The 18541-nt window shown below is 67.8% G+C and carries 19 protein-coding genes; 6 read left to right on the top strand and 13 right to left on the bottom strand.

Going from position 1 to position 18541, the window contains the following annotated elements; all coding sequences use genetic code 11:
• From hutG to CSC78_RS14815, 5 genes are all read right to left on the bottom strand, one after another.
• Positions 1–832: N-formylglutamate deformylase (gene hutG / locus CSC78_RS14835; RefSeq protein ID WP_162338638.1), on the bottom strand; the 832-nt coding region annotated here is incomplete at its 3' end.
• Between the two features lie 35 nt (positions 833–867).
• Complete coding sequence (gene gorA / locus CSC78_RS14830; protein ID WP_162338637.1) at positions 868–2223, bottom strand: glutathione-disulfide reductase; 1356 nt, start codon at positions 2221–2223, stop codon at positions 868–870.
• A complete protein-coding gene (locus CSC78_RS14825) occupies positions 2220–3470 on the bottom strand; it encodes an NAD(P)/FAD-dependent oxidoreductase (protein ID WP_162338636.1) in 1251 nt (416 codons plus the stop codon). The genes gorA and CSC78_RS14825 overlap by 4 nt, the downstream gene beginning before the upstream one ends.
• A gap of 19 nt (positions 3471–3489) precedes the next feature.
• Positions 3490–4737: a DUF418 domain-containing protein gene (locus tag CSC78_RS14820; protein WP_162338635.1), complete on the bottom strand. Its 1248-nt coding sequence runs from the start codon at positions 4735–4737 to the stop codon at positions 3490–3492.
• Positions 4738–4847: 110 nt separating this feature from the next.
• The gene (locus CSC78_RS14815; protein ID WP_162338634.1) at positions 4848–5327 is read right to left on the bottom strand and encodes an FKBP-type peptidyl-prolyl cis-trans isomerase; all 480 of its coding nucleotides are present in this window, start codon (positions 5325–5327) and stop codon (positions 4848–4850) included.
• A gap of 83 nt (positions 5328–5410) precedes the next feature.
• Between CSC78_RS14815 and CSC78_RS14810 the strand changes: the two genes are divergently transcribed.
• The 3 genes from CSC78_RS14810 to CSC78_RS14800 all read left to right on the top strand — a co-directional run bounded on the left by CSC78_RS14810 (position 5411) and on the right by CSC78_RS14800 (position 7908).
• Positions 5411–5968 carry a C40 family peptidase gene (locus CSC78_RS14810; RefSeq protein WP_162338633.1) on the top strand — a complete coding sequence of 186 codons (558 nt, stop codon included), beginning with the start codon at positions 5411–5413 and terminating at the stop codon, positions 5966–5968.
• Between the two features lie 119 nt (positions 5969–6087).
• Entirely contained in the window at positions 6088–6867 is a 780-nt protein-coding gene (locus CSC78_RS14805; RefSeq protein WP_238391295.1) for a C40 family peptidase, read from the top strand.
• 186 nt (positions 6868–7053) lie between these two features.
• A complete protein-coding gene (locus CSC78_RS14800) occupies positions 7054–7908 on the top strand; it encodes a bile acid:sodium symporter family protein (RefSeq protein ID WP_202924183.1) in 855 nt (284 codons plus the stop codon).
• Here CSC78_RS14800 and CSC78_RS14795 read toward each other — a convergent pair.
• Both CSC78_RS14795 and CSC78_RS14790 read right to left on the bottom strand, forming a co-directional pair.
• Positions 7905–8342, bottom strand: coding sequence for a GNAT family N-acetyltransferase (locus CSC78_RS14795; protein WP_162338631.1), 438 nt, complete (start codon positions 8340–8342; stop codon positions 7905–7907). The genes CSC78_RS14800 and CSC78_RS14795 overlap by 4 nt on opposite strands.
• Entirely contained in the window at positions 8339–9616 is a 1278-nt protein-coding gene (locus CSC78_RS14790) for a dicarboxylate/amino acid:cation symporter (RefSeq protein WP_162338630.1), read from the bottom strand. Before CSC78_RS14790 ends, CSC78_RS14795 begins: the two co-directional genes overlap by 4 nt.
• Before the next feature lie 255 nt (positions 9617–9871).
• Between CSC78_RS14790 and CSC78_RS14785 the strand changes: the two genes are divergently transcribed.
• Positions 9872–11566 (top strand): alkaline phosphatase, encoded by a 1695-nt coding sequence (locus CSC78_RS14785; protein ID WP_162338629.1) that lies wholly within the window; start codon positions 9872–9874, stop codon positions 11564–11566.
• Between the two features lie 36 nt (positions 11567–11602).
• On the opposite strand, the gene CSC78_RS14780 is transcribed toward CSC78_RS14785, so the two are convergent.
• Positions 11603–12034 (bottom strand): CopD family protein, encoded by a 432-nt coding sequence (locus CSC78_RS14780; protein ID WP_162338628.1) that lies wholly within the window; start codon positions 12032–12034, stop codon positions 11603–11605.
• 599 nt (positions 12035–12633) lie between these two features.
• On the opposite strand from CSC78_RS14780, the gene CSC78_RS14775 reads away from it, so the two are divergent.
• Positions 12634–13242 (top strand): class I SAM-dependent DNA methyltransferase, encoded by a 609-nt coding sequence (locus tag CSC78_RS14775; RefSeq protein WP_162338627.1) that lies wholly within the window; start codon positions 12634–12636, stop codon positions 13240–13242.
• Between the two features lie 80 nt (positions 13243–13322).
• Entirely contained in the window at positions 13323–14570 is a 1248-nt protein-coding gene (locus CSC78_RS14770; protein WP_162338626.1) for a polyhydroxyalkanoate depolymerase, read from the top strand.
• Between the two features lie 129 nt (positions 14571–14699).
• On the opposite strand, the gene CSC78_RS14765 is transcribed toward CSC78_RS14770, so the two are convergent.
• The 5 genes from CSC78_RS14765 to CSC78_RS14745 all read right to left on the bottom strand — a co-directional run bounded on the left by CSC78_RS14765 (position 14700) and on the right by CSC78_RS14745 (position 18522).
• Positions 14700–15620, bottom strand: coding sequence for a sensor domain-containing protein (locus CSC78_RS14765; RefSeq protein ID WP_162338625.1), 921 nt, complete (start codon positions 15618–15620; stop codon positions 14700–14702).
• Positions 15617–15982 (bottom strand): PadR family transcriptional regulator, encoded by a 366-nt coding sequence (locus tag CSC78_RS14760; protein WP_062355736.1) that lies wholly within the window; start codon positions 15980–15982, stop codon positions 15617–15619. Before CSC78_RS14760 ends, CSC78_RS14765 begins: the two co-directional genes overlap by 4 nt.
• Positions 15983–16088: 106 nt before the next feature.
• On the bottom strand, positions 16089–16631 hold the full coding sequence (locus tag CSC78_RS14755; RefSeq protein ID WP_162338624.1) for a DUF2878 domain-containing protein: 543 nt from the start codon (positions 16629–16631) through the stop codon (positions 16089–16091).
• 75 nt (positions 16632–16706) lie between these two features.
• Complete coding sequence (locus tag CSC78_RS14750) at positions 16707–17246, bottom strand: response regulator transcription factor (protein WP_162338623.1); 540 nt, start codon at positions 17244–17246, stop codon at positions 16707–16709.
• Positions 17233–18522, bottom strand: a complete 1290-nt coding sequence (locus CSC78_RS14745) for an ATP-binding protein (protein WP_238391294.1) — start codon at positions 18520–18522, stop codon at positions 17233–17235. The genes CSC78_RS14750 and CSC78_RS14745 overlap by 14 nt, the downstream gene beginning before the upstream one ends.
• Between the last annotated feature and the right edge of the window lie 19 nt (positions 18523–18541).

The following is an 18541-nucleotide window of genomic DNA, read 5'->3' as shown; positions in this document are numbered from 1 at the left end:
CTCCTCCGCCGGTGCGGCATGCTCCTCCGCGGTATCGGCAGGCGCGGAGAGAGCGGGTACTTCCGATGGTGAGGCGTGCGATGCATCGACCTGCCCGTCGATGGCCAGCGTTGCGGCAGGGACCGAAGCCGCCGGGGGGGGGGCGGGGGGGAGGAGGGGGGCCAGGCCGGGCGCCGGCGCCGGGGCGGCGGGCGACGGCGGAAGGGTGGCGGGTGATGTAACCGCCACGGAAGCGCCCGTTGACGACGAAGCTGAAGTCCGACTGCGCCGCCAGTTCGGCTTCCAGCACCTGCTGCAAGGCGGGCGAGCAGCTCGTGCCGCCGGCCGTGCCGAGATTGAAATCCGGCAGGCGGCCATCGAACAGGAACGGCACCACGCTGCGGATCGAGTGGCCCTCCCACAGCACCGCGCGGCCATGCGCATCGTGGATGCGCGCGAGTTCTTCCCGCAGCGCACCGTGGTAAAGCCTCCAGTAGGCGTCGACACGGGAGCAGATGTCGTCCGGCGTCGGTTCCTGGCCTGGCAGATAGACCGGATCGCCGCTGAAACGCACGATCGGGCACAGGCCGGTGGTGTTCTGGCCCGGATAGAGCGAGACGTCGTCTTCGGGACGGTTCAGGTCGACCACGTAGCGCGAATACGCCGGCACGATGATGGACGCACCGAGCTCGCGCGCGAACGCGTAGAGCTCGGCCACATGCCAGTCGGTGTCCGGCACACGGCGCGCCTCCGGCGTCAGGCGCGCCGCGATGTCGTCAGGAAGCGCCGTGCCGTTGTGCGGCAGGCTGATGAACAGCGGCGCGGTGCCGCGATGCAGGGTGAAGGTGTCCATGCCACCATTGTATCGCCGCGCCTGGAGAGCCCGGGTCACCGCATCAGCACCACTTCCTCGGCGCTGGTCGGATGAATCGCCATGGTGTCGTGCAGGTCGGCCAGGGTGATGCCCTTCTTCAGCGCCACGGCAAAGCCCTGCAGCATCTCGTCCGCGCCTTCGCCCAGCAGGTGCAGGCCGACGACGCGCTTGTCCGCGCCGACCAGCACCAGCTTGAACAGGCTGCGCTGCGGCGAATCGGCCAGCGCATGCAGCATCGGACGGAAGCGCGTGGTCAGCACCGTGACGTCGTCGCCATGCTGCGAGCGCGCGGCAGCTTCGGTCAGGCCCACTTGCCCCACCGGCGGATGCGAGAACACCACGGTGGGAATCCGCGTGTAATCCAGCCGCGCATCGGACTGTCCGCCGAAGAGGCGATCCATCAGCCTGCGCGCCGCCGCGATCGCGACGGGCGTCAGCGCCGCCTGCCCGGTGACGTCGCCGACCGCGTGGATGCCGGCGACGTTCGTGTTCTGGCGCTCGTCCACCTGCACGAACGCCTTGCCATCGACTGCCACGCCGGCCGCCTCCAGCCCCATGCCTTGCGTGGTCGCGCGCCGACCCGTGGCGAAGATCACCTCGTCGAACCGCTCCGTGCGCGTGCCATCCTCGGCCAGCAACACGACGCCATCCTCCGGCGCACGCTCCAACGCCGCGACGGAATAGCCGAAATGCAGGCGCACGCCATGCTGGCGCATGTCGGCGGCCAGCTCGTCGGTGATCTGCGTATCGAAACCGTCCAGCAGGCGAGGCCCGCGCACGAACACTTCCACCTGGCTGCCCAGCGCCTGCAGCACGCCGGCCAGTTCGACCGCCACGTAACCCCCGCCGATGATCGCCACGCGCGGCGGCGCGGCGCACAGGCTGAAGAAGTCGTCGGATACCTTGCCCAGGTCGGCGCCCGGGATGGCCGGCCGCACGGGATGGCCACCGGTCGCGATCAACAGGTGCTTCGCGCTGAGCGGCACGCCGTCGGCGTTGACCACGGTGTTCGCGTCCAGCAGACGTCCACGGCACGGCATCACCACCACGCCGCTCTCGTCCAGCCGCTTCATGTAGCTGGCGTGGATGCCGGCGATGTAGCGCTGGCGATGGACGATGAATTCCTTCCAGTCCAGCGTGGGCGTCGAGGTGTCGAAACCGAGCGACGACGCCATCGCGATCTTCTGCGACAGCTCGGCGGCCAGCCACATCGCCTTCTTCGGCACGCAGCCCACGTTGACGCAGGTGCCGCCAAGTTCCTTCGGCTCCAGCAGCGCGACCTTCGCGCCGTAGGACGCCGCGCGGAATGCACCGGCCAGCCCGCCCGAGCCACCACCGATCACGATCAGGTCGAACGCCTGGGGTTTCATGCGAATCGCTCCGGTCGGTAAGGCGAAGGGTCGAAGGCCGGTGTGCGGCCGGTCATCAGATCGGCCATGAACTGGCCAGTCGCCGCGCTCATGCTGATGCCCAGCATGCCGTGGCCGGCGGCCATCCAGACATGGTCGTACCGCGGCGCGCGACCCAGCAGCGGCAGGTCGTCCCAGGTCATCGGCCGCCAGCCGCACCAGCGCTCTTGCACGTCTGGGCCGACCGGTTCGCGCAGGAACTCGCTTGCACCGCGCTCCAGCGCCGCCAGCCGGGTTTCGTTGAGCGTATCGTCGTGGCCGGAAAACTCCATCGTGCTGCCCAGCCGGAACCCGCTGTCCCAGACCGTCACGCATACCGAACGGTCCTTCAGCACCATGGGATGGCGCGGCACGAGCGACGGACGCGAGTAGGTGATCGAGTAGCCCTTGCCCGGCTGGATGGGCGCCTTCAGTCCCAGTGAGCGCGTGAACGCGGGCGTCCAGGCGCCGAGCGCGATGACCGCGTCGCGCCCCTTGCGCTCGCCCTGCGATGTCGCCAGGCGCACGCCCGATGCCGTCGTTTCCAGCCGTTCGACGCGGCAGTGCTCCTCGATGAGCCCGCCACGCTCGCGCACCACACGCACCAGTTCTGTCACATAGCGGTCAGGCCGCAAGCGTCCATCGCCGGGAAAGCGGATCGCGCCCCGGACGCCGGGCAGCATGGCAGGTTCCTCGCGTTCGTAAGCGGCGCCGTCGAACACCTCGGTCGCGATGCCGAACTCCGCCAGCACCGCCGCCTCGTCCACGTACTGCTGGAACTTGCGCGGATCGCGGAAGACGTAGTCGAGGCCTTCCTCTTCAAACTCGCAGTCAAGGCGATAACGCTCCGCCCAGTCGGCAAGCCGTGTCCGCGAGTCGTTGAGCAAGGCCGCACGCGCCTGCGTGCTCTGCCGCCAGTCGCGTACGTTGCAACGCGCGGCGAACCGCAGCAGCCAGTGCCACAGCGCGGGATCAATGCGGGGCTTGAGATAGAGCGGCGCATCCGGCGTGAACATCCAGCGCAGCGCCTGCGCCACCACGCCCGGCGCCGCCAGCGGCGGGGCATGGCTGGGCGTGATGGTGCCGCAGTTGCCGTGCGAGGCACCGCCGCCGATCGTGGCGGCGTCGAGAATGCGCACGCTGCGGCCGGCCTCCAGCAGCGCCACCGCGGTCGCCAGGCCGATGGCGCCGCCGCCGATGATGAGGACGTCGTCGTGGGGGGAATTCACCCCCACAGTCTAGTCGCAATCAGCCGGCTCGAAGCTTCAGTGGCTGCGGTTTCAGGTAGGTCGCGGACCGCCACAGCCACTCCATCGGACCGAACCGGAACCGCGACAGCCACAGGTGGCTCACCAGCACCTGCAGGCCGAACAGCGCCAGGCCGAACACCGGCTGCCAGGCGCGCGGCAGTTGCTCGAAGTACCCCAGGCCATAGCCGTAGAAAATGCAGGTGCACACCAGCGACTGCATCAGGTAATTGGTCAACGCCATGCGGCCCGCCGGTGCCAGCCAGCCCAGCGGACGGCGCCACGCCGGCGTGTCCAGCGCCCGCACCATCCACGCCACATAGCCCAGGCACATGAGCAGGTTGGCGAGCATCTGCAGTGCGAAGGCGGTGGAGGTACGGAGATCGAACGTCACGCCGTCCATGGTCGGCGCCAGCGCCACCGAGCCCAGCATCGCGACCAGGCCCACCGGCAGGGCAACCCAGCGCAGGCCGGCATAAAGACGGGGGAAGTCGCGTGGCCGCACGATGGCGCCGCTGCGCACGAACCATGCCCCCAGCAGGAACATGCAGATCACGACGAAGCCGAACATGGTGATGTTGCTGAGCGCCATGACGGTGCTCTTCAGGCGCTGCCACGTGGCCTCGGCGTAGGTACCGCTGCCGTAGGCCACGCGCTCGCTCTCGATGAGCGCCTGCATTTTCGCGCCCGCCTCGGCAACGAATTTGTCCCAGCCTTCGGTGCCGCCGAGCAGCGACCCCATCGCGCCCATCAGGTACATGAGGCCGATCGGTACGGTGTACGCGGCCAGTCCCAGCCAGACGCACCAGCGGGGAGGCAGCGGCCGCAGCGCCAGCAACAGGAAGGAGCACAGCGCGTACATCACCAGGATGTCGCCGGCCCAGATGAAGACCCCGTGGAACACGCCGAAGGTCAGCAGCACCAGCCCGCGCCGCCAGTACACGCCGGCGAACGGCCTGCCTGCCTGCTCGGCGCGCTGCGACATCACCGCGAAGCCCATGCCGAACAGCAGCGAGAACAACGTGTAGAACTTGCCCTGCACCAGCACGTAGACCAGCAGGTCGACGGTGCGGTCCATGCCGGTGAGCGCGGGATCCAGTCCCGTGCCGGACGCCATCACCGGTCCCACGAAGCCTTCCAGGTTCATCAGCAGGATGCCCAGCAGCGCGAAGCCGCGCAGCACGTCCATCGCCTCGATGCGTTCGGTCACCGCGATCGGTGCCAGGTTCTCCGTGATCGCCGCCGTCATTCCCTTCCCCTTGTTGGTCGCACCGATTAGACCATGCGTCCCGCTGCATCCGGCGCGCAAAAAGAAACGGCCCGCATGCGCGGGCCGTCGATCACGCGATGTCGCGCCACTCAGTGGTGGTGGCCGCCGTCGCCGTGCACGTGGCCGTGCTCGATCTCTTCCGCGCTGGCTTCGCGGACTTCCACGATCTCCACATCGAAGTGCAGGTCCTTGCCGGCCATCGGGTGGTTGAGGTCCACGTCCACCACGCTCATGCCTACCTTCTGGATGGTCACGGCGCGCGGACCGAAGTTGGTCTGCAGCACGACCTGCTGACCCGGCACCAGGCGCTGGTTGCCGAAGTGCTTCTTGGGCACGCGCTGGCTGAGGCCATCGCGGCGCTCGCCGTAGGCATCGGCCGCCGCCACGTCCACGCCGAAGCTCTCGCCGGCTTCGCGGTCCTGCATGGCATTTTCCAGGCCCGGGATGATGTTGCCGTGACCGATCAGGATCGCCAGCGGCTCACGGTCCTTGGAGCTTTCGATCGGCTCCTGGCCGGCTTCGGACACGGTGTAATGGAAACGGACGACGCTGTCTTTTGCGATTTTCATGCGGGACTCTGGACGGGGCCTGCCGACGGGCAGGACGGGAGCGGCTTGTCGGCCGCAAGGGAATGCGGCGAAGATGCGCCGCGATGAAGGCCCGACATTATCCCGGCTTGCCCACGCCCGCGCCACTTCGGCCGTGGCCCACCGCTCTGCTCTGCGCGGTACTGCTGGCCCTCGCCGGCTGCGGGGGCTCGAAACCCCAGGCCCACAAGCCCGCCCCGCCTCCGGCCCAGCGCGCGTGGCCCGCGGTGGAGGCCGACGACCCGGCGGCCGCGACGTCGGTGCTGATGCGTGCTATCGGTCTGGTCGGCACCCCTTACCGGTATGGCGGAAACACCCCGGAGTCAGGCTTCGACTGCAGTGGCCTGGTGACCTATGTGTACCGGGACATGCTGGACCTGCGCCTGCCGCGCACCTCGCGTGAGCTGGCGCAGGTACAGGGCCCGAAGATCGAGCCGCGCCGTCTCGCCCCGGCCGACCTCGTCTTCTTCGGCAGCAAGGGCAACGTGACGCATGTGGGCATCTACGTGGGGGAAGGCCGGTTCGTCCACGCCCCCAGCACGGGCGGCACCGTCCGGCTCGATCACCTGGATGGGCCCTACTGGCGGGACCACTACAGCGGCGCGAAACGCGTGCTTCGTTAGGATTCGGTCAACTCTGTGACGCGCAGCGTTCACGCTTAACGAATAAATAACGATTTATGAACCAAATCGGGCCGATCAGCCGGCATTATCGCCCCTGACTTGTTAAACCCGACCCGCGCGTGACGACCGACGACCTGCCGACAGGCCAGCCAGCCGCCACCCACCGCAAGCCGCGGCGGGCTTCCCGACTCCTCATCAGCCTTGGCCTGTGCGCCATGGCGTCCGTTGCACAGGCACAGACTGCGCCTGCCGACGTCGACGCCGCGTCAATCCAGGCTTCTCCCGACGTCGTGGCGGCCACCCCGGCACCGTCCAGCAAACCCGTCATCACCAGCGTCAAGGAAAAAGCGGCCGAAGCCGCCACCGCCACGCTCTCCGCCCTGCTCCCGCGCCTGGCCGCCAGCGACACGCTGCCGCTGGTCGATCGTTCCGCCATGGTGGCAGGCGACATCAGCAAGCTGCTGGCCGCGTACGACCTGAGCAAGGAAGGCGTGGTTTCTCAGGAACAGCAGGGTGGCAAGGTCCAGGCCGTCCTGCAGCGCGCGCTCGCGCTGATGGGTACGCCGTACCGCTGGGGCGGCACCTCGCCCGACAGCGGCTTCGACTGCAGCGGGCTGGTCGGCTACGTCTTCCGCACCGCGCTGGGCATCGAACTGCCGCGCGTGTCGCGCGACATGGCCTCCAAGGCCGATGCGGAACTGGTCGCCGCACGCGACGAACTGCGCCAGGGCGACCTGGTGTTCTTCGGTCTGAAGGGCCGCATCAACCATGTCGGCATCTATGTCGGTGAAGGCCGTTTCCTGCATTCGCCGAGCAGCGGCAAGGATGTGCGCGTGGACAGCCTGATCACCGGCTACTGGGCGAATCGCTACCTGAGCGGCCGTCGCGTCGCCATGTAACGCGCCACCGCCGATCAGCGTCGACAGAAGGCCGCCCCGTGCGGCCTTCATGCTGTTCGACGATCGCGGTGCGCCGCAGCTTGCGCCCGATCACACGTTGCCGCCATCCTCCGGGGGCGCGTCGATCGTCGCGCACCACCTGTCCGTTGCGCCGAAGGGGAGTCGTACGCGATGCAGGCTTCACTGTTGACCAATGTTCTGCTGCCGCTGGCCCTGGGCATCATCATGCTCGGGCTCGGCCTTGGCCTGACGCTCGAGGACTTCCGCCGCGTCGCGCGCTATCCGCGTGCCGTCCTGATCGGTCTCGCGCTGCAGACGCTGGTGTTGCCGTGGGTCGCGTTCGGCCTGGCGCTCGGCTTCGGCCTGCCTGCCGAACTCGCCGTCGGCCTGATGCTGCTGGCGGCCTCGCCAGGCGGCGCCACCGCCAACATCTACAGCCACCTCGCCCGCGGCGACGTGGCCCTGAACATCACGCTCACCGCGATCAACAGCCTGCTGTGCCTGCTGACGCTGCCGGTGATCCTCAACCTGTCGCTGGAGTATTTCCTCGGTGCCGGCCAGTACGTGCCGCCGCCCACGAAGAAAGTGGTCGAGGTCGCCGCGATCATCCTGCTGCCGGTGGCCATCGGCATGCTGCTGCGCGCGAAGGCGCCCGGCTTTGCGGCGAAGGCCGAGAAGCCGATCCGCCTGCTCTCCGTGCTGGTGCTCGCGCTGCTGGTGGTGGCCGCGGTCGCGCAGGAATGGAAGACGCTGACCAGCTACTTCGCCATCGTCGGCCTGGCCTGCCTGCTGTTCAACCTCGCCAGCATGGGCTTCGGTTACGCCGCACCGCTGGCGTTGCGGCTGCCGAAAAAGCAGGCCATCGCCATCGCGATGGAGATCGGCATCCACAACGGCACGCTGGCGATCTTCATCGCCCTCAACGTGCTGCAGAACCCCACCGTCTCGGTACCGGCGGCGGTCTACAGCCTGTTGATGTTCATCACGGCGGCGATGTTCGCCTGGTGGGTGTCGCGCGGCACGCGTGAGTCCAACGCCTAACTGTCAGCGACGGGTCCGCGCGCCACGTAGGCCATGCTGATGGACGCCGGCGCGGTGTCGGCGAAGCCGAACTGCGCGTACAGATGTTTGGCTTCTCCATCCGCGATCAGCATGACGTAGGCAGACGCGGGCGCGTTGGCACGAAGCCAGGCATCGAGCGCCGCCATGATCCGCTTGCCCAGCCCCTGCCCCTGGTGGTCGCGACGCACCGCGATGTCGACGATGGCGAACACCGTGCCGTTGTCGCCGACCACGCGCCCCATGCCGATCACCTCGTCCGCCTTCACCAGGCTGACGCCGTACAGCGTGTTCGCCAGGCCACGCTCGGCAGCCTCGTGCGACTTGGGCGACAGGCCGGTCTCGACGCGGAGACTGCGATACGTCGCCGCGTCGGGGAAGGACTCGACCAGCGTGATCGTCCCGGCGTCACTCATGGCGCCGGGGCGGTTTCATCCGCGAGCCCCACGTTGCTGGACGCACGCTCGTAGACTTCGCGATCCAGCAGGCCGGTCTCCTTCGCCACCAGCACGGGTACCAGCATCTGGCCGGTGACGTTGGTCATCGTGCGCATCATGTCGAGGATGCGGTCGATCGCCACCAGCAGGCCGATGCCTTCCAGCGGCAGATTGGCCGCGCTCAGCACCACGGTGACCATCACCGTTGCGGTACCGGGCACGCCGGCGGTGCCGAAGCTGCCCAGCACCGAGGCCAGCAGGATCAGGAAGTACTGGTTGACCGACAGATCCAGGCCGAAGTACTGCGCCACAAAGACCGACGTCAGCGCCGGATAGATCGCGCCGCAGCCGTCCATCTTGATGCTCGCGCCCAGCGGCACGGCGAACGCAGCGTAGTCCTTGTCCACCCCGAGGTTGTGGGTGACGCTGCGCAGCGCCACGGGCATCGACGCGAAGCTTGACGAACTGGCGAACGCCACCTGCATGCCGGGCGCGGCGCCGCGGAAGAACTTCCACGGGTTCAGCCCATGCGCCAGCAACAGGCTGCCGTACACCACGACGATGTGCAGCGCGCACGCGACGTACAGCGCGCCGATATAGCTGCCCAGCGGCAGCAGCTTCTCGAAACCGTAGGTTCCGACCAGGCTGCCGATCAGGCCGAACGTGCCGATCGGGGTCATTTCCAGCACGAAGCGCGTGACCTGCACCATGGTGTCGCTGGCCTCGCCGGCCAGCTTGCGCAGTCCGGCACTGCGCTCGCCCAGCTTGACCAGCGCAAAGCCCAGCAGGCCGGCGAAGAAGATGACCTGCAGGATCTTGCCGTCGGTCAGCGCCTTGAACGGATTGGCCGGCACGATGTCCAGCAGCACCTGCACCGGCGTGGGGACTTCGCGCACCTGGTAGTCGGGTGCCGTCATCAGACCCGTGAGCCCCTTGCCCGGCTGCACGATCCAACCCACGGCCAGGCCCACGCATACGGCCAGCGCGGCGGTGATCGCGAACCACAGGAAAGTGCGCCCGCCGAGCGCCGCGACGGACTTCTGTCCATGCAGGCTGGAGACCGCATTGATCACGGCGAAGAACACCAGCGGCACCGCGATCATCTTGATCAGCGTGACGTAGAGGTCGCCCAGCGGCTTGAGCCAGGTTTCCGCGTCGGCCCCCATCAGCCAGCCCACCAGCGCGCCCAGCACGAAGCCGGCGACGACGCGCTGCCAGAACGGGATCTTCAACCAGGCCGAGACAAGCTTCATCCTCTGGACTCACACGGGTGGACGCGCCACCTTAGCCCAAGGCCCTGCGGCCGGCGACCCTGCGCGCGGAATGGCGGGTGTCATGAACAGGACACTGCCTGGACGGCATAATTGCGCACCTTGTCCTGCGGTGGCGCCTGAAGAGCCGCACCACCCGCCGTGGGTGACCCATGGCGTCCGTGATCGGACAACTGAGGACGCCACCCGCTCCAGCGTCATGAAGATAAGCACCACCCTGTCCCACAAGGAAACTCGATGCACCGGCTTCCCCCGTTCCTGACTGCGCTCCTGGCCGTATCGCTGGCTGGCTGCGCCAGCACGTCGTCCTCCCCGGCTTCCCGCACCAACGCGCCACACGTCGATGTCCCCGCCGTCGCGCACCCGCAGGGCGAGACACCGCAGTGGTGGTATCGGAATGGTGCGGCGAAGGCCGCGTCGAACGGCGCGATGCAGGGTCGCGCGAAGAACGTCATCGTCTTCCTCGGCGACGGCATGAGCCTGACCACCGTGGCCGCCGCGCGCATCTTCGAGGGCCAGCGCAAGGGCACGCCCGGCGAAGAGAACCTGCTGAGCTGGGAGCGCTTTCCGCATACCGCCTTCAGCAAGACCTACAACACCAATTCGCAGACGCCCGACTCCGCCGGCACCATGACCGCCGTCGCCACCGGCGTGAAATCGCACATGGGCGCCATCGGCGTCTCCGCCGGACACAAGGGCGAATGCACGCCGGACGGCAGCAAGGACCTGCTCAGCTGGCTGACGCTGGCCGACAGCGCGGGGCTGTCAACCGGCATCGTCACCACCGCACGCATCACCCATGCGACACCGGCCGCGACGTATGCGCACGTCTCGCACCGCGACTGGGAAAACGACACCGACTTGCCGCCGGAAGCGGTCGCCGCGGGCTGCAAGGACATCGCACAGCAGTTGCTCGCTGCCGCACGCTTCGGCAAAGGCCCCACGGTCGCGCTGGGTGGCGGGCGCGGCGAATTCCTGCCGGTCGACGTGCGCGATCCCGAGGAGGACGACAAGGTCGGCCAGCGCCTGGATGGCCGCAACCTCGTCGACGAGTGGAAGCAGGCGCACCCGCAGGGTGCCTACGTCACTAACACGCAGCAGCTGGAAGCGGCCGTCGACGCGCCGCAATTGCTTGGCCTGTTCGAGTACGACCACATGCAGTTCGAACACGACCGCCGCAAGGATGCACAGGGCGAGCCTTCGCTGGCCGACCTGACGCGCGTCGCCATCCGCACTCTGTCGCGCAACCGCGAGGGCTTCGTGCTGCTGGTCGAAGGCGCACGCATCGACCACGCCAACCACTACGGCAACGCCTACCGCGCCCTCGACGAAACCGTCGCGATGTCGGATGCCGTGCAGGCCGCGGTGGATGCGACGTCGCGGGACGACACGCTGATCCTGGTCACCGCCGACCATTCGCATACGCTCAACTTCGTCGGCTATCCGGTCCGCGGCAATCCGATCCTCGGCAAGGTGCGCGGCCAGGGCGGCGAAGACGACACGCCGGGTGATCTCGCCCGTGACCAGACCGGCATGACCTTCACCACGCTGAGCTACGCCAACGGCCCCGGCTACACCGGCGCCAGCAATCGCCAGCCCGCCGGGCCGAAGCACTTCCTGCATGCGCCGAGCAGCGTCGAACCGTCTGAGGGTCGCCCCGACCTCAGCCATGTCGACACGGAACACCCCGATTACCTGCAGGAAGCGCTGGTTCCGCTGAAGTCGGAATCGCACGGAGGCGAAGACGTCGGCATCTGGGCCATCGGCCCCGGCAGCGAGGCCGTACGCGGCACCGTCGAACAGAACACCATCTACCACTTCATCGTGCAGGCCGCGCCGGCGCTGCGCGCGCGCCTGTGCGCGGCCGGGACGTGCGATGCGAACGGCGTGCCGGTGGAACTGCCAAAGCCGCGGGATTTCGAGAAGAAGTGAGTCGCGCGCGCTCCGGTGAGTGCCGGAGCGCGTGGGTCAGAACGGCTTCGCCAGTACCAGCCACACCACCGCGATCAACGCGAACAGCGGCAGTTCGTTGAACCAGCGCAGCGCCGTCGGCGAAGGCAGCGACTTGCCCTTCGCCACGCCCTTCAGCCAGCGGCCGGTGACGATGAAGTGCGCGAGCATCAGCGCGACCAGCGTCAGCTTGGCGTGCAGCCAGCCGCCGCTGATACCGAAGTAAAGCCAGAGCACGCCACCCAGGATCACCGCGATGCCGAACATGCTGTGGCCGAAGCCGTACAGTCGGCGCCCCATCAGCAGCAGGCGCGCCTGCACGTCGGCCTGCCCCGTCGTTTCGGCCAGGTTGACCAGGATGCGTGGCAGGTAGAACACCGTCGCCATCCAGGCGATGACAAAGACGAGATGGAAGGTCTTGACCCACAGGTAAAGGCTGGCTTTGTCCACGCTGGCCGACTCCGTCGCTCGGAAGGATGAGGCGGAATTCTCCGCTACTGCCACGAGCGCTGTCCAACGAACGGGATGCCGGGACCCCGGCGTTCCGACGCACGCTGGAGCCCATCTTGATTCTCGCGCTGCGCTCACCCGTCCCCCGGAGCAACGGCAACCCGGATCCCGGCATTCGCCGGGATGACGAGCAGACACGCGCCGGTCCGATGCAAGGGCACTTCAACGTCTGCACGCGAACGCCCGGCCCTGCCTCCGTCCCGACGTTCCAGCGCACGCTGGAACCAGCTTGACTCTGGCGCTGTGCTCACGCGTCCACGGAAGCAACGGCCAGACGGATCCGGCATTCGCCAGGATGACGAGCAAATACGCGGCTGCAGCGTCGAGGCGTGGTACGCCTCCGCTCGAGTCGAGGATCGCGACCCGTCGTTCCAGCGTAAGCTGGAACCCATCTTGATCCTGCTGTCGCCATGCGGGTCAGACAGCGCAACAGCACAATGGATCCCAGCGTGACCAGCCATTCGGCTGTTGAAAACCGCTGGGATGACGAGCGAACGCCTTCTGCCTCACTCTCCCACATCCCGAATCTCGTGTGCCCGATGACCAAACATTACGACGCCGACTACTTCCAGCGCTGGTACCGCGACGGCGACATCGGTGGCGCGCCACGCCTCGCGCGCAAGGTGGCGCTGGCCGTGGCGGTGGCCGAGTACCACCTGGAGCGTCCGATCCGCACCGTGCTCGACATCGGCTGCGGCGAAGGCGCGTGGCGCGCGCCGCTGCTGAAGCTGCGGCCGAAGCTGCAGTACCTCGGCTTCGATGCCAGCGAGTACGCCGTCCGGCGTTTCGGGCGCACGCGCAACCTGCACTACGCACGCTTCGAGGACTTCCGGTACCTGCGTCCCTGCGAGCCGGCCGACCTGCTGGTGTGTTCCGACGTGCTGCACTACGTGCCGACACGCGAACTGAAACGCGGCCTGCCCGGGCTGGCGGAGTTGTGCGGTGGCGTGGCGTTCCTGGAGACGTTCGCGAAGGAAGACGAATTCGAAGGCGACCACGACGGCTTCCAGCCGCGCAAGGCCGCCTGGTACCGGCAGGCCTTCAATGGCGAGGGGTTTCAGTCCATCGGCAACCACTGCTGGCTGGGGCCAAGGTTGGCGGGCGATGTGGCGGTACTGGAGGCCGCGGATTATCGGCCGATAACCTGAACAGGCCACGCGCGGCGACCCTGCCTTTGGGGTATGCTGCGGCGCAGCACTGTGCACCAAAATCGGGATTCCGGACCGCCATGACCCTGTACCAACTGCACGAACTCGGACGCGCATGGATGGCGCCGCTGGCCTACATGGCCGAAGCGAACGCGCGCATCTTCTCCGCCCCGACCAGTTGGCTGTCCAACGTGCCGGGTGCCGAGCGCATCGCCGCCGGCAACGAACTGATCTACCGCATCGGCAAGGATTACGAGAAGCCGGCCTGGGAGATCCACGAGGTCGAGGTCGAAGGCCGCACCGTGCCGGTGGTGGAACAGGAGATCGTCAGGAAGCCGTTCTGCCGCCTGCTCCGCTTCAAGCGCTACACCGATGACGCCGCGACCATCACCGCACTGAAGGACGACCCGATCGTGCTGGTGGTCGCGCCGCTGTCCGGCCACCACGCCACCCTGCTGCGCGATACGGTGCGCACGCTGCTCCGCGACCACAAGGTCTACGTGACCGACTGGGTGGACGCGCGCATGGTGCCCGAGTCCGAGGGCAGTTTCAGCCTGGACGACTACGTCGCCTACGTGGAGGAGTTCATCCGCCACATCGGCGCGGACAACCTGCACGTGATCAGCGTCTGCCAGCCGACGGTGCCGGTGTTGGCGGCGGTGTCGCTGATGGCCGCACGCGGCGAAGCCACGCCGCGCTCGCTGGTGATGATGGGCGGCCCGATCGACGCGCGCAGCAGCCCCACCGAGGTCAACAGCCTGGCCACGCGCAACCCGCTGTCGTGGTTCGAGAACAACGTGATCCATACCGTGCCGTCGCCGTACCCGGGCGAAGGCCGCCGCGTGTATCCAGGCTTCCTGCAGCACGCCGGCTTCATCGCGATGAACCCCAGCCGCCACTTCATGTCGCACTGGGATTTCTATGCCGACCTGGTGAAGGGCGACCAGCAGGACGCCGAATCGCACCGCAAGTTCTACGACGAGTACAACGCCGTGCTCGACATGCCGGCCGAGTACTACCTGGACACCATCCGCACGGTCTTCCAGGAGTTCCTGCTGCCGCGAGGCAAGTGGACGGTCAACGGCGAGCTGGTGAAGCCTGCCGCGATCAGGAAGACGGCGCTGATGAGCATCGAAGGAGAACTCGACGACATCTCGGGCCAGGGCCAGACCGCCGCCGCGCATGACCTGTGTACCGGCATCGCGAAGGCGCACCACAGGCACCTGACGGTCGAGGGCGCCGGCCATTACGGCATCTTCAGCGGCCGCCGCTGGCGCGAGCAGGTGTATCCGCAGGTGCGCGACTTCATCGCCAGGTACGCGGGCTGACCCAACCCATGTAGAGCCGAGCTTGCTCGGCTTCGCAGCCTGTATCTCGTACCAGAGCAGCGGAGCAAGCTCCGCTCTACAAGAAGAAAGCCGCCACAGGACGGCTTTCTTCGTTTCGGTGCTCGCTCCTCACACCACCGGCGTACGCACCAGCAGGTGCTTGGCCAACCAGCCGTGGAAGATGCCGACAACGCGCGCCAGGTGCAGGGTGGCGAACAGCAGGATGAAACCGACCACCGATGCCAGCGGCAGCAACCAGGGTGCTTCGGTAACGAGGTTCCAGTCGCCGAAGTTCATCACGTAGCCGTAGGGCAGGAAGAACGCCACCGGTGCGGCGATCAACCCCAGCGACAGCGCCAGCAGCGTGATGGCGACCGAGAAGTACAGCACGCCCAGCGGGTGCATGAGCAGCAGGTACAGCGCCGCCGTCCACGTGCGGCCATCGGTGAACAGTTCCTTCAGGCGTGTCATCCACGGCTTGTCGCGCTGCGTGTACAGCGGACGGCGCGGCATGCGCTCGCCGAGCAGCACTTCCACCACGCGACCTTCCACCAGCGACAGCAGCCGCACCGACATCAGGAACAGCAGCAGCAGCGGAATGCCGATGATCAGGATCAGCAGGCCGATCGACAGGCTGGCGCCGGTGACGACCCAGGTGAAATAGAACGTACCCGTGACGACCGACAGCAGCATGTAGAACAGCGCGCCGTACGTGCGCGGATCGGCGGCGACACCGAAGAATCGACCAAACACGGACTTGCGCTTCGGCGGCACCGGCGGGCGCAGCGCCCGGGCGACCGTTACCTCGGTTTCCCGATAGATGTCGGCGACCTCCTCAGGCGCGCCATAGCTGCCGGCGACCGAGGCGATCACCTCGGCTTCGGACTTGCCGGGGTTCTCCGCCAGCTCAGAGCGAAGGTATTCCTCCGCGTCGTAGACGGCGTCCTGGATCATGGCCTTGTCGGCACCGGCCAGCGCGGCGCGCAGCTGATCGAGGTATTCCGGAATGGTGGTGGGCAGGCGGCTGCCCGGGGCGGTGGTGGTGTTCATGCGGGAATCCCCTCAAGCACGGAATCGACGGAATCGCGGGTGGCGCGCCAGGCGGCGGCCCAGGACTGCAGGGTCTGCCGCCCTGCTTCGGTGATGCGGTAGTAGCGGCGGGGCGGCCCCGCCACCGAGGGTTCGACGAAGCTGTCCAGCAGCCCGCCGCCTTCCAGGTTGCGCAGTACCGGGTACAGCGCGCTTTGCTTGCCGCTGAGCACACCGTCGCCGACGCGCTCCAGCTGCTTGGCGATCAGGTAGCCGTACAGCGGCTCGCCAGCGCGGGCCAGGACCGCCAGCAGGGCCAGCGACACGGTGCCGGCGCTGAGCTCCTTCTGGAACTTCTTCAGGTGGATGTCGGGTTCGTTCATCGCTCCCCCTCTGCGGGACCCCCGCTAGGTTGGAGACGATGCTATTGCGAACTTTGATATAGCGAATGTGCCAGTAGTCATCCACCCGACCGGCAGGCGCTCGACTTCAGCGCACTGCCGTTCGTGCCGCCAACCTCCGCGCCGCCCACAGCAGCGTCGGCAAGGCCAGTGCCCACGCGGTCGCGAGCCACGTCCATCCCCGCCACGCAGGCATGGCGAACTCCGCGGCCTGCCATCCCCGCGCCGCCGCGAGATAGGCCAGCGGTCCGCCGATGCCGCCGAGCAATACGCCCGCCCACAGCCGCGACTGCAGCGCCCGCATGCCGGTGTTGAGCGTGACCGCCAGGGATGCCCACAAGGCCAGGATCCATGGCGGCGCCAGCGAGCCACCGAAGGTCGCGGCGCGGTAGACCACCCAGCCCTGCGCCGACGCCACGCCGTCGATAACCAGTCCGCACAGCAAGGCAAGCATCACCAGACGGACCTCGTCCGCGGGCCGAGCGACGCTCCACAGGTGCAGGCAGACGAACACCGCCGCTGCCAGCATGCCGGGCCAGGCATGGCCGCGTCCGGCGGCGATGACAGCAATGAACCAGACGACCTGGTTTCCCAGCAGGTTGAAGAGCAGGCGTTTCGATTCGGGACGCATCGCGTCGTACCAGAGGGAACTGATGCCGGTACGCGACGCCGTGGCGCGTGGATGCGGGCACGCAGCCGCGGACTGCTATTTGACCCGCCGCTTCTCGAGCTTGCGTGCCAGCGTGCGCCGGTGCAGTCCCAGCCGGCGCGCGGCCTCGGAGATGTTGAAGTCGCTGGCGGCGAGCGCCTCGTGGATATGTTCCCACTCGAGCGTCTTGATCGACGTCGTGCGCTCGGTCAGTTCCACCTCGGTGTCGCCGGCGGCGCGCTGGAAGGCAGCTTCGATGTCGTCGGTGTTGGACGGCTTGGCCAGATAGTGGCGGGCGCCCAGTTTGATCGCCTCCACGGCGGTGGCGATGCTCGCGTAACCGGTCAGCACGATGATGACCATCTCCGCATCGAAGGCATGCAGGTGCTTCACGCTGGACAGGCCCGACGCACCCGCGGCGAGCTTGAGGTCGACGACGGCGTGGGTCGGCGCGAAGTCCTCCAGCAGCGCCGGCATGCCATCCTCGCCGGCCAGATGGCGCACCTGGTAGCCACGGCGTTCGAACGAGCGGACCAGCGTGCGCGCGAAGGCCGCGTCGTCCTCGACGATCAGCAGGCGGCGATCAGTCTTGCTCATCATCGTCGTCCTCGATGGCGATGGTGGCCAGCGGCAGCGCCAGCGTGACCACGGCGCCGCCCTGCGGCCGGTTCTTCGCCGTCAGGCTACCACCCAGCGTGCGCGCGACATTCACCGACAGGAACAGGCCCAGGCCGCCGCCCGGCCGCCCCTTGCTGGTGTTGTAGGGGGTACCCAGCCGCTGCAGCACGTCGGCGACGAAGCCCGTGCCCGCGTCGCTGATCTCGATCACCAGCGTGTCGCCGTCGCAGCGCGCCTCCATCGCCACCCATTCCGGCGACGATTCCAGCGCGTTGTCCAGCACGTTGAAGACCATCTGCCGCAGGCCGACATCCGAGACGATGGCCGGATCCGTGTCGCAGCGGTTGCTGTAACGGAAGGACGGCGGATTGCGCGCGTCGCGCCATTCGGCCGCCAGGTCGTCCAGCATGGCATGCAGCGTGGTCTCGGTCGGCGCCTCGGCGCGGGGTCCGCCGGCGGCGAGCAGGATGTTGGTGACGATCGACTTGCAGCGCGCCACCTGCGCCTGCATTTCCAGCACGTCGTTGTGCAGTTCGCCATCAGAGGCCATCGTCGGCAGGTGCTGCCAGTCGCCCAGGATCACCGACAGCGTGGACAGCGGCGTGCCGAGCTCATGCGCCGCGCCCGAGGCCAGCAGGCCCATGCGGACGATGTGATCTTCCTCGGCGGCGCGCTGGCGCAGTTCCGCCAGGCGCGCATCGCGCTCGCGCAGGATGCGGCCGATGCGGGTGATGAACACGACCAGCAGGCCGGCGATCAGCAGGAAGCAGATCAGCAGTCCCTGCACATAGTGATCGGCCAGCCCGCGTGCCGGTGCCACCGTCAGTTCCAGCGGCGTGCGCACCAGCGTCAGTCCGGTGATGCACAGCGCGGCGGCGGCGGCGATCACCCAGCTCAGGGTGGCGCGCAGCAGCACCGTGCCCAGCACGACCTGCAGCAGGTAGAGGAAGACGAACGGATTGGTGATGCCCCCGGACAGGTACAACTGGATGGTCAGCGACGCAACGTCGACCAGCAGGCCGACCAGCAGGGCGGTGCTCGACACGTGCTCGCGCCGTCGCCACCACAACTGGCTTACCAGGTTGAAGACGGCCAACGCGGCCAGCACGCCGCACATCAGGCCCAGCGGCAGCGCGATGCCGAGGCCATGATGCACCACGAAAATGGTGGCCACCTGCCCCACCACGGCGATCCAGCGCAGCTGGATGAGCTGCTGCATGTTGCGCAGCCCCGCCCGGTCGCGGGAGCTGCTCACGTTGGAGGCCCTGCGTGCG

This window comes from Pseudoxanthomonas japonensis (assembly GCF_010093445.1).
Taxonomy (GTDB): domain Bacteria; phylum Pseudomonadota; class Gammaproteobacteria; order Xanthomonadales; family Xanthomonadaceae; genus Pseudoxanthomonas_A; species Pseudoxanthomonas_A japonensis.
The sequence above is the reverse complement of the archived record's forward strand: the minus strand, read 5'-3'. Positions and strand labels throughout refer to the sequence as shown.

Coding starts and splice junctions, on each gene's coding strand:
- CSC78_RS14810 (WP_162338633.1), top strand. CDS start 5,411: ATGAAGGCCCGACATTATCCCGGCTTGCCCACGCCCGCGCCACTTCGG.
- CSC78_RS14750 (WP_162338623.1), bottom strand. CDS start 17,246: ATGAGCAAGACTGATCGCCGCCTGCTGATCGTCGAGGACGACGCGGCC.
- CSC78_RS14775 (WP_162338627.1), top strand. CDS start 12,634: ATGACCAAACATTACGACGCCGACTACTTCCAGCGCTGGTACCGCGAC.
- CSC78_RS14770 (WP_162338626.1), top strand. CDS start 13,323: ATGACCCTGTACCAACTGCACGAACTCGGACGCGCATGGATGGCGCCG.
- CSC78_RS14755 (WP_162338624.1), bottom strand. CDS start 16,631: ATGCGTCCCGAATCGAAACGCCTGCTCTTCAACCTGCTGGGAAACCAG.
- CSC78_RS14815 (WP_162338634.1), bottom strand. CDS start 5,327: ATGAAAATCGCAAAAGACAGCGTCGTCCGTTTCCATTACACCGTGTCC.
- CSC78_RS14760 (WP_062355736.1), bottom strand. CDS start 15,982: ATGAACGAACCCGACATCCACCTGAAGAAGTTCCAGAAGGAGCTCAGC.
- CSC78_RS14785 (WP_162338629.1), top strand. CDS start 9,872: ATGCACCGGCTTCCCCCGTTCCTGACTGCGCTCCTGGCCGTATCGCTG.
- CSC78_RS14820 (WP_162338635.1), bottom strand. CDS start 4,737: ATGACGGCGGCGATCACGGAGAACCTGGCACCGATCGCGGTGACCGAA.
- gorA (WP_162338637.1), bottom strand. CDS start 2,223: ATGAAACCCCAGGCGTTCGACCTGATCGTGATCGGTGGTGGCTCGGGC.
- CSC78_RS14765 (WP_162338625.1), bottom strand. CDS start 15,620: ATGAACACCACCACCGCCCCGGGCAGCCGCCTGCCCACCACCATTCCG.
- CSC78_RS14790 (WP_162338630.1), bottom strand. CDS start 9,616: ATGAAGCTTGTCTCGGCCTGGTTGAAGATCCCGTTCTGGCAGCGCGTC.
- CSC78_RS14795 (WP_162338631.1), bottom strand. CDS start 8,342: ATGAGTGACGCCGGGACGATCACGCTGGTCGAGTCCTTCCCCGACGCG.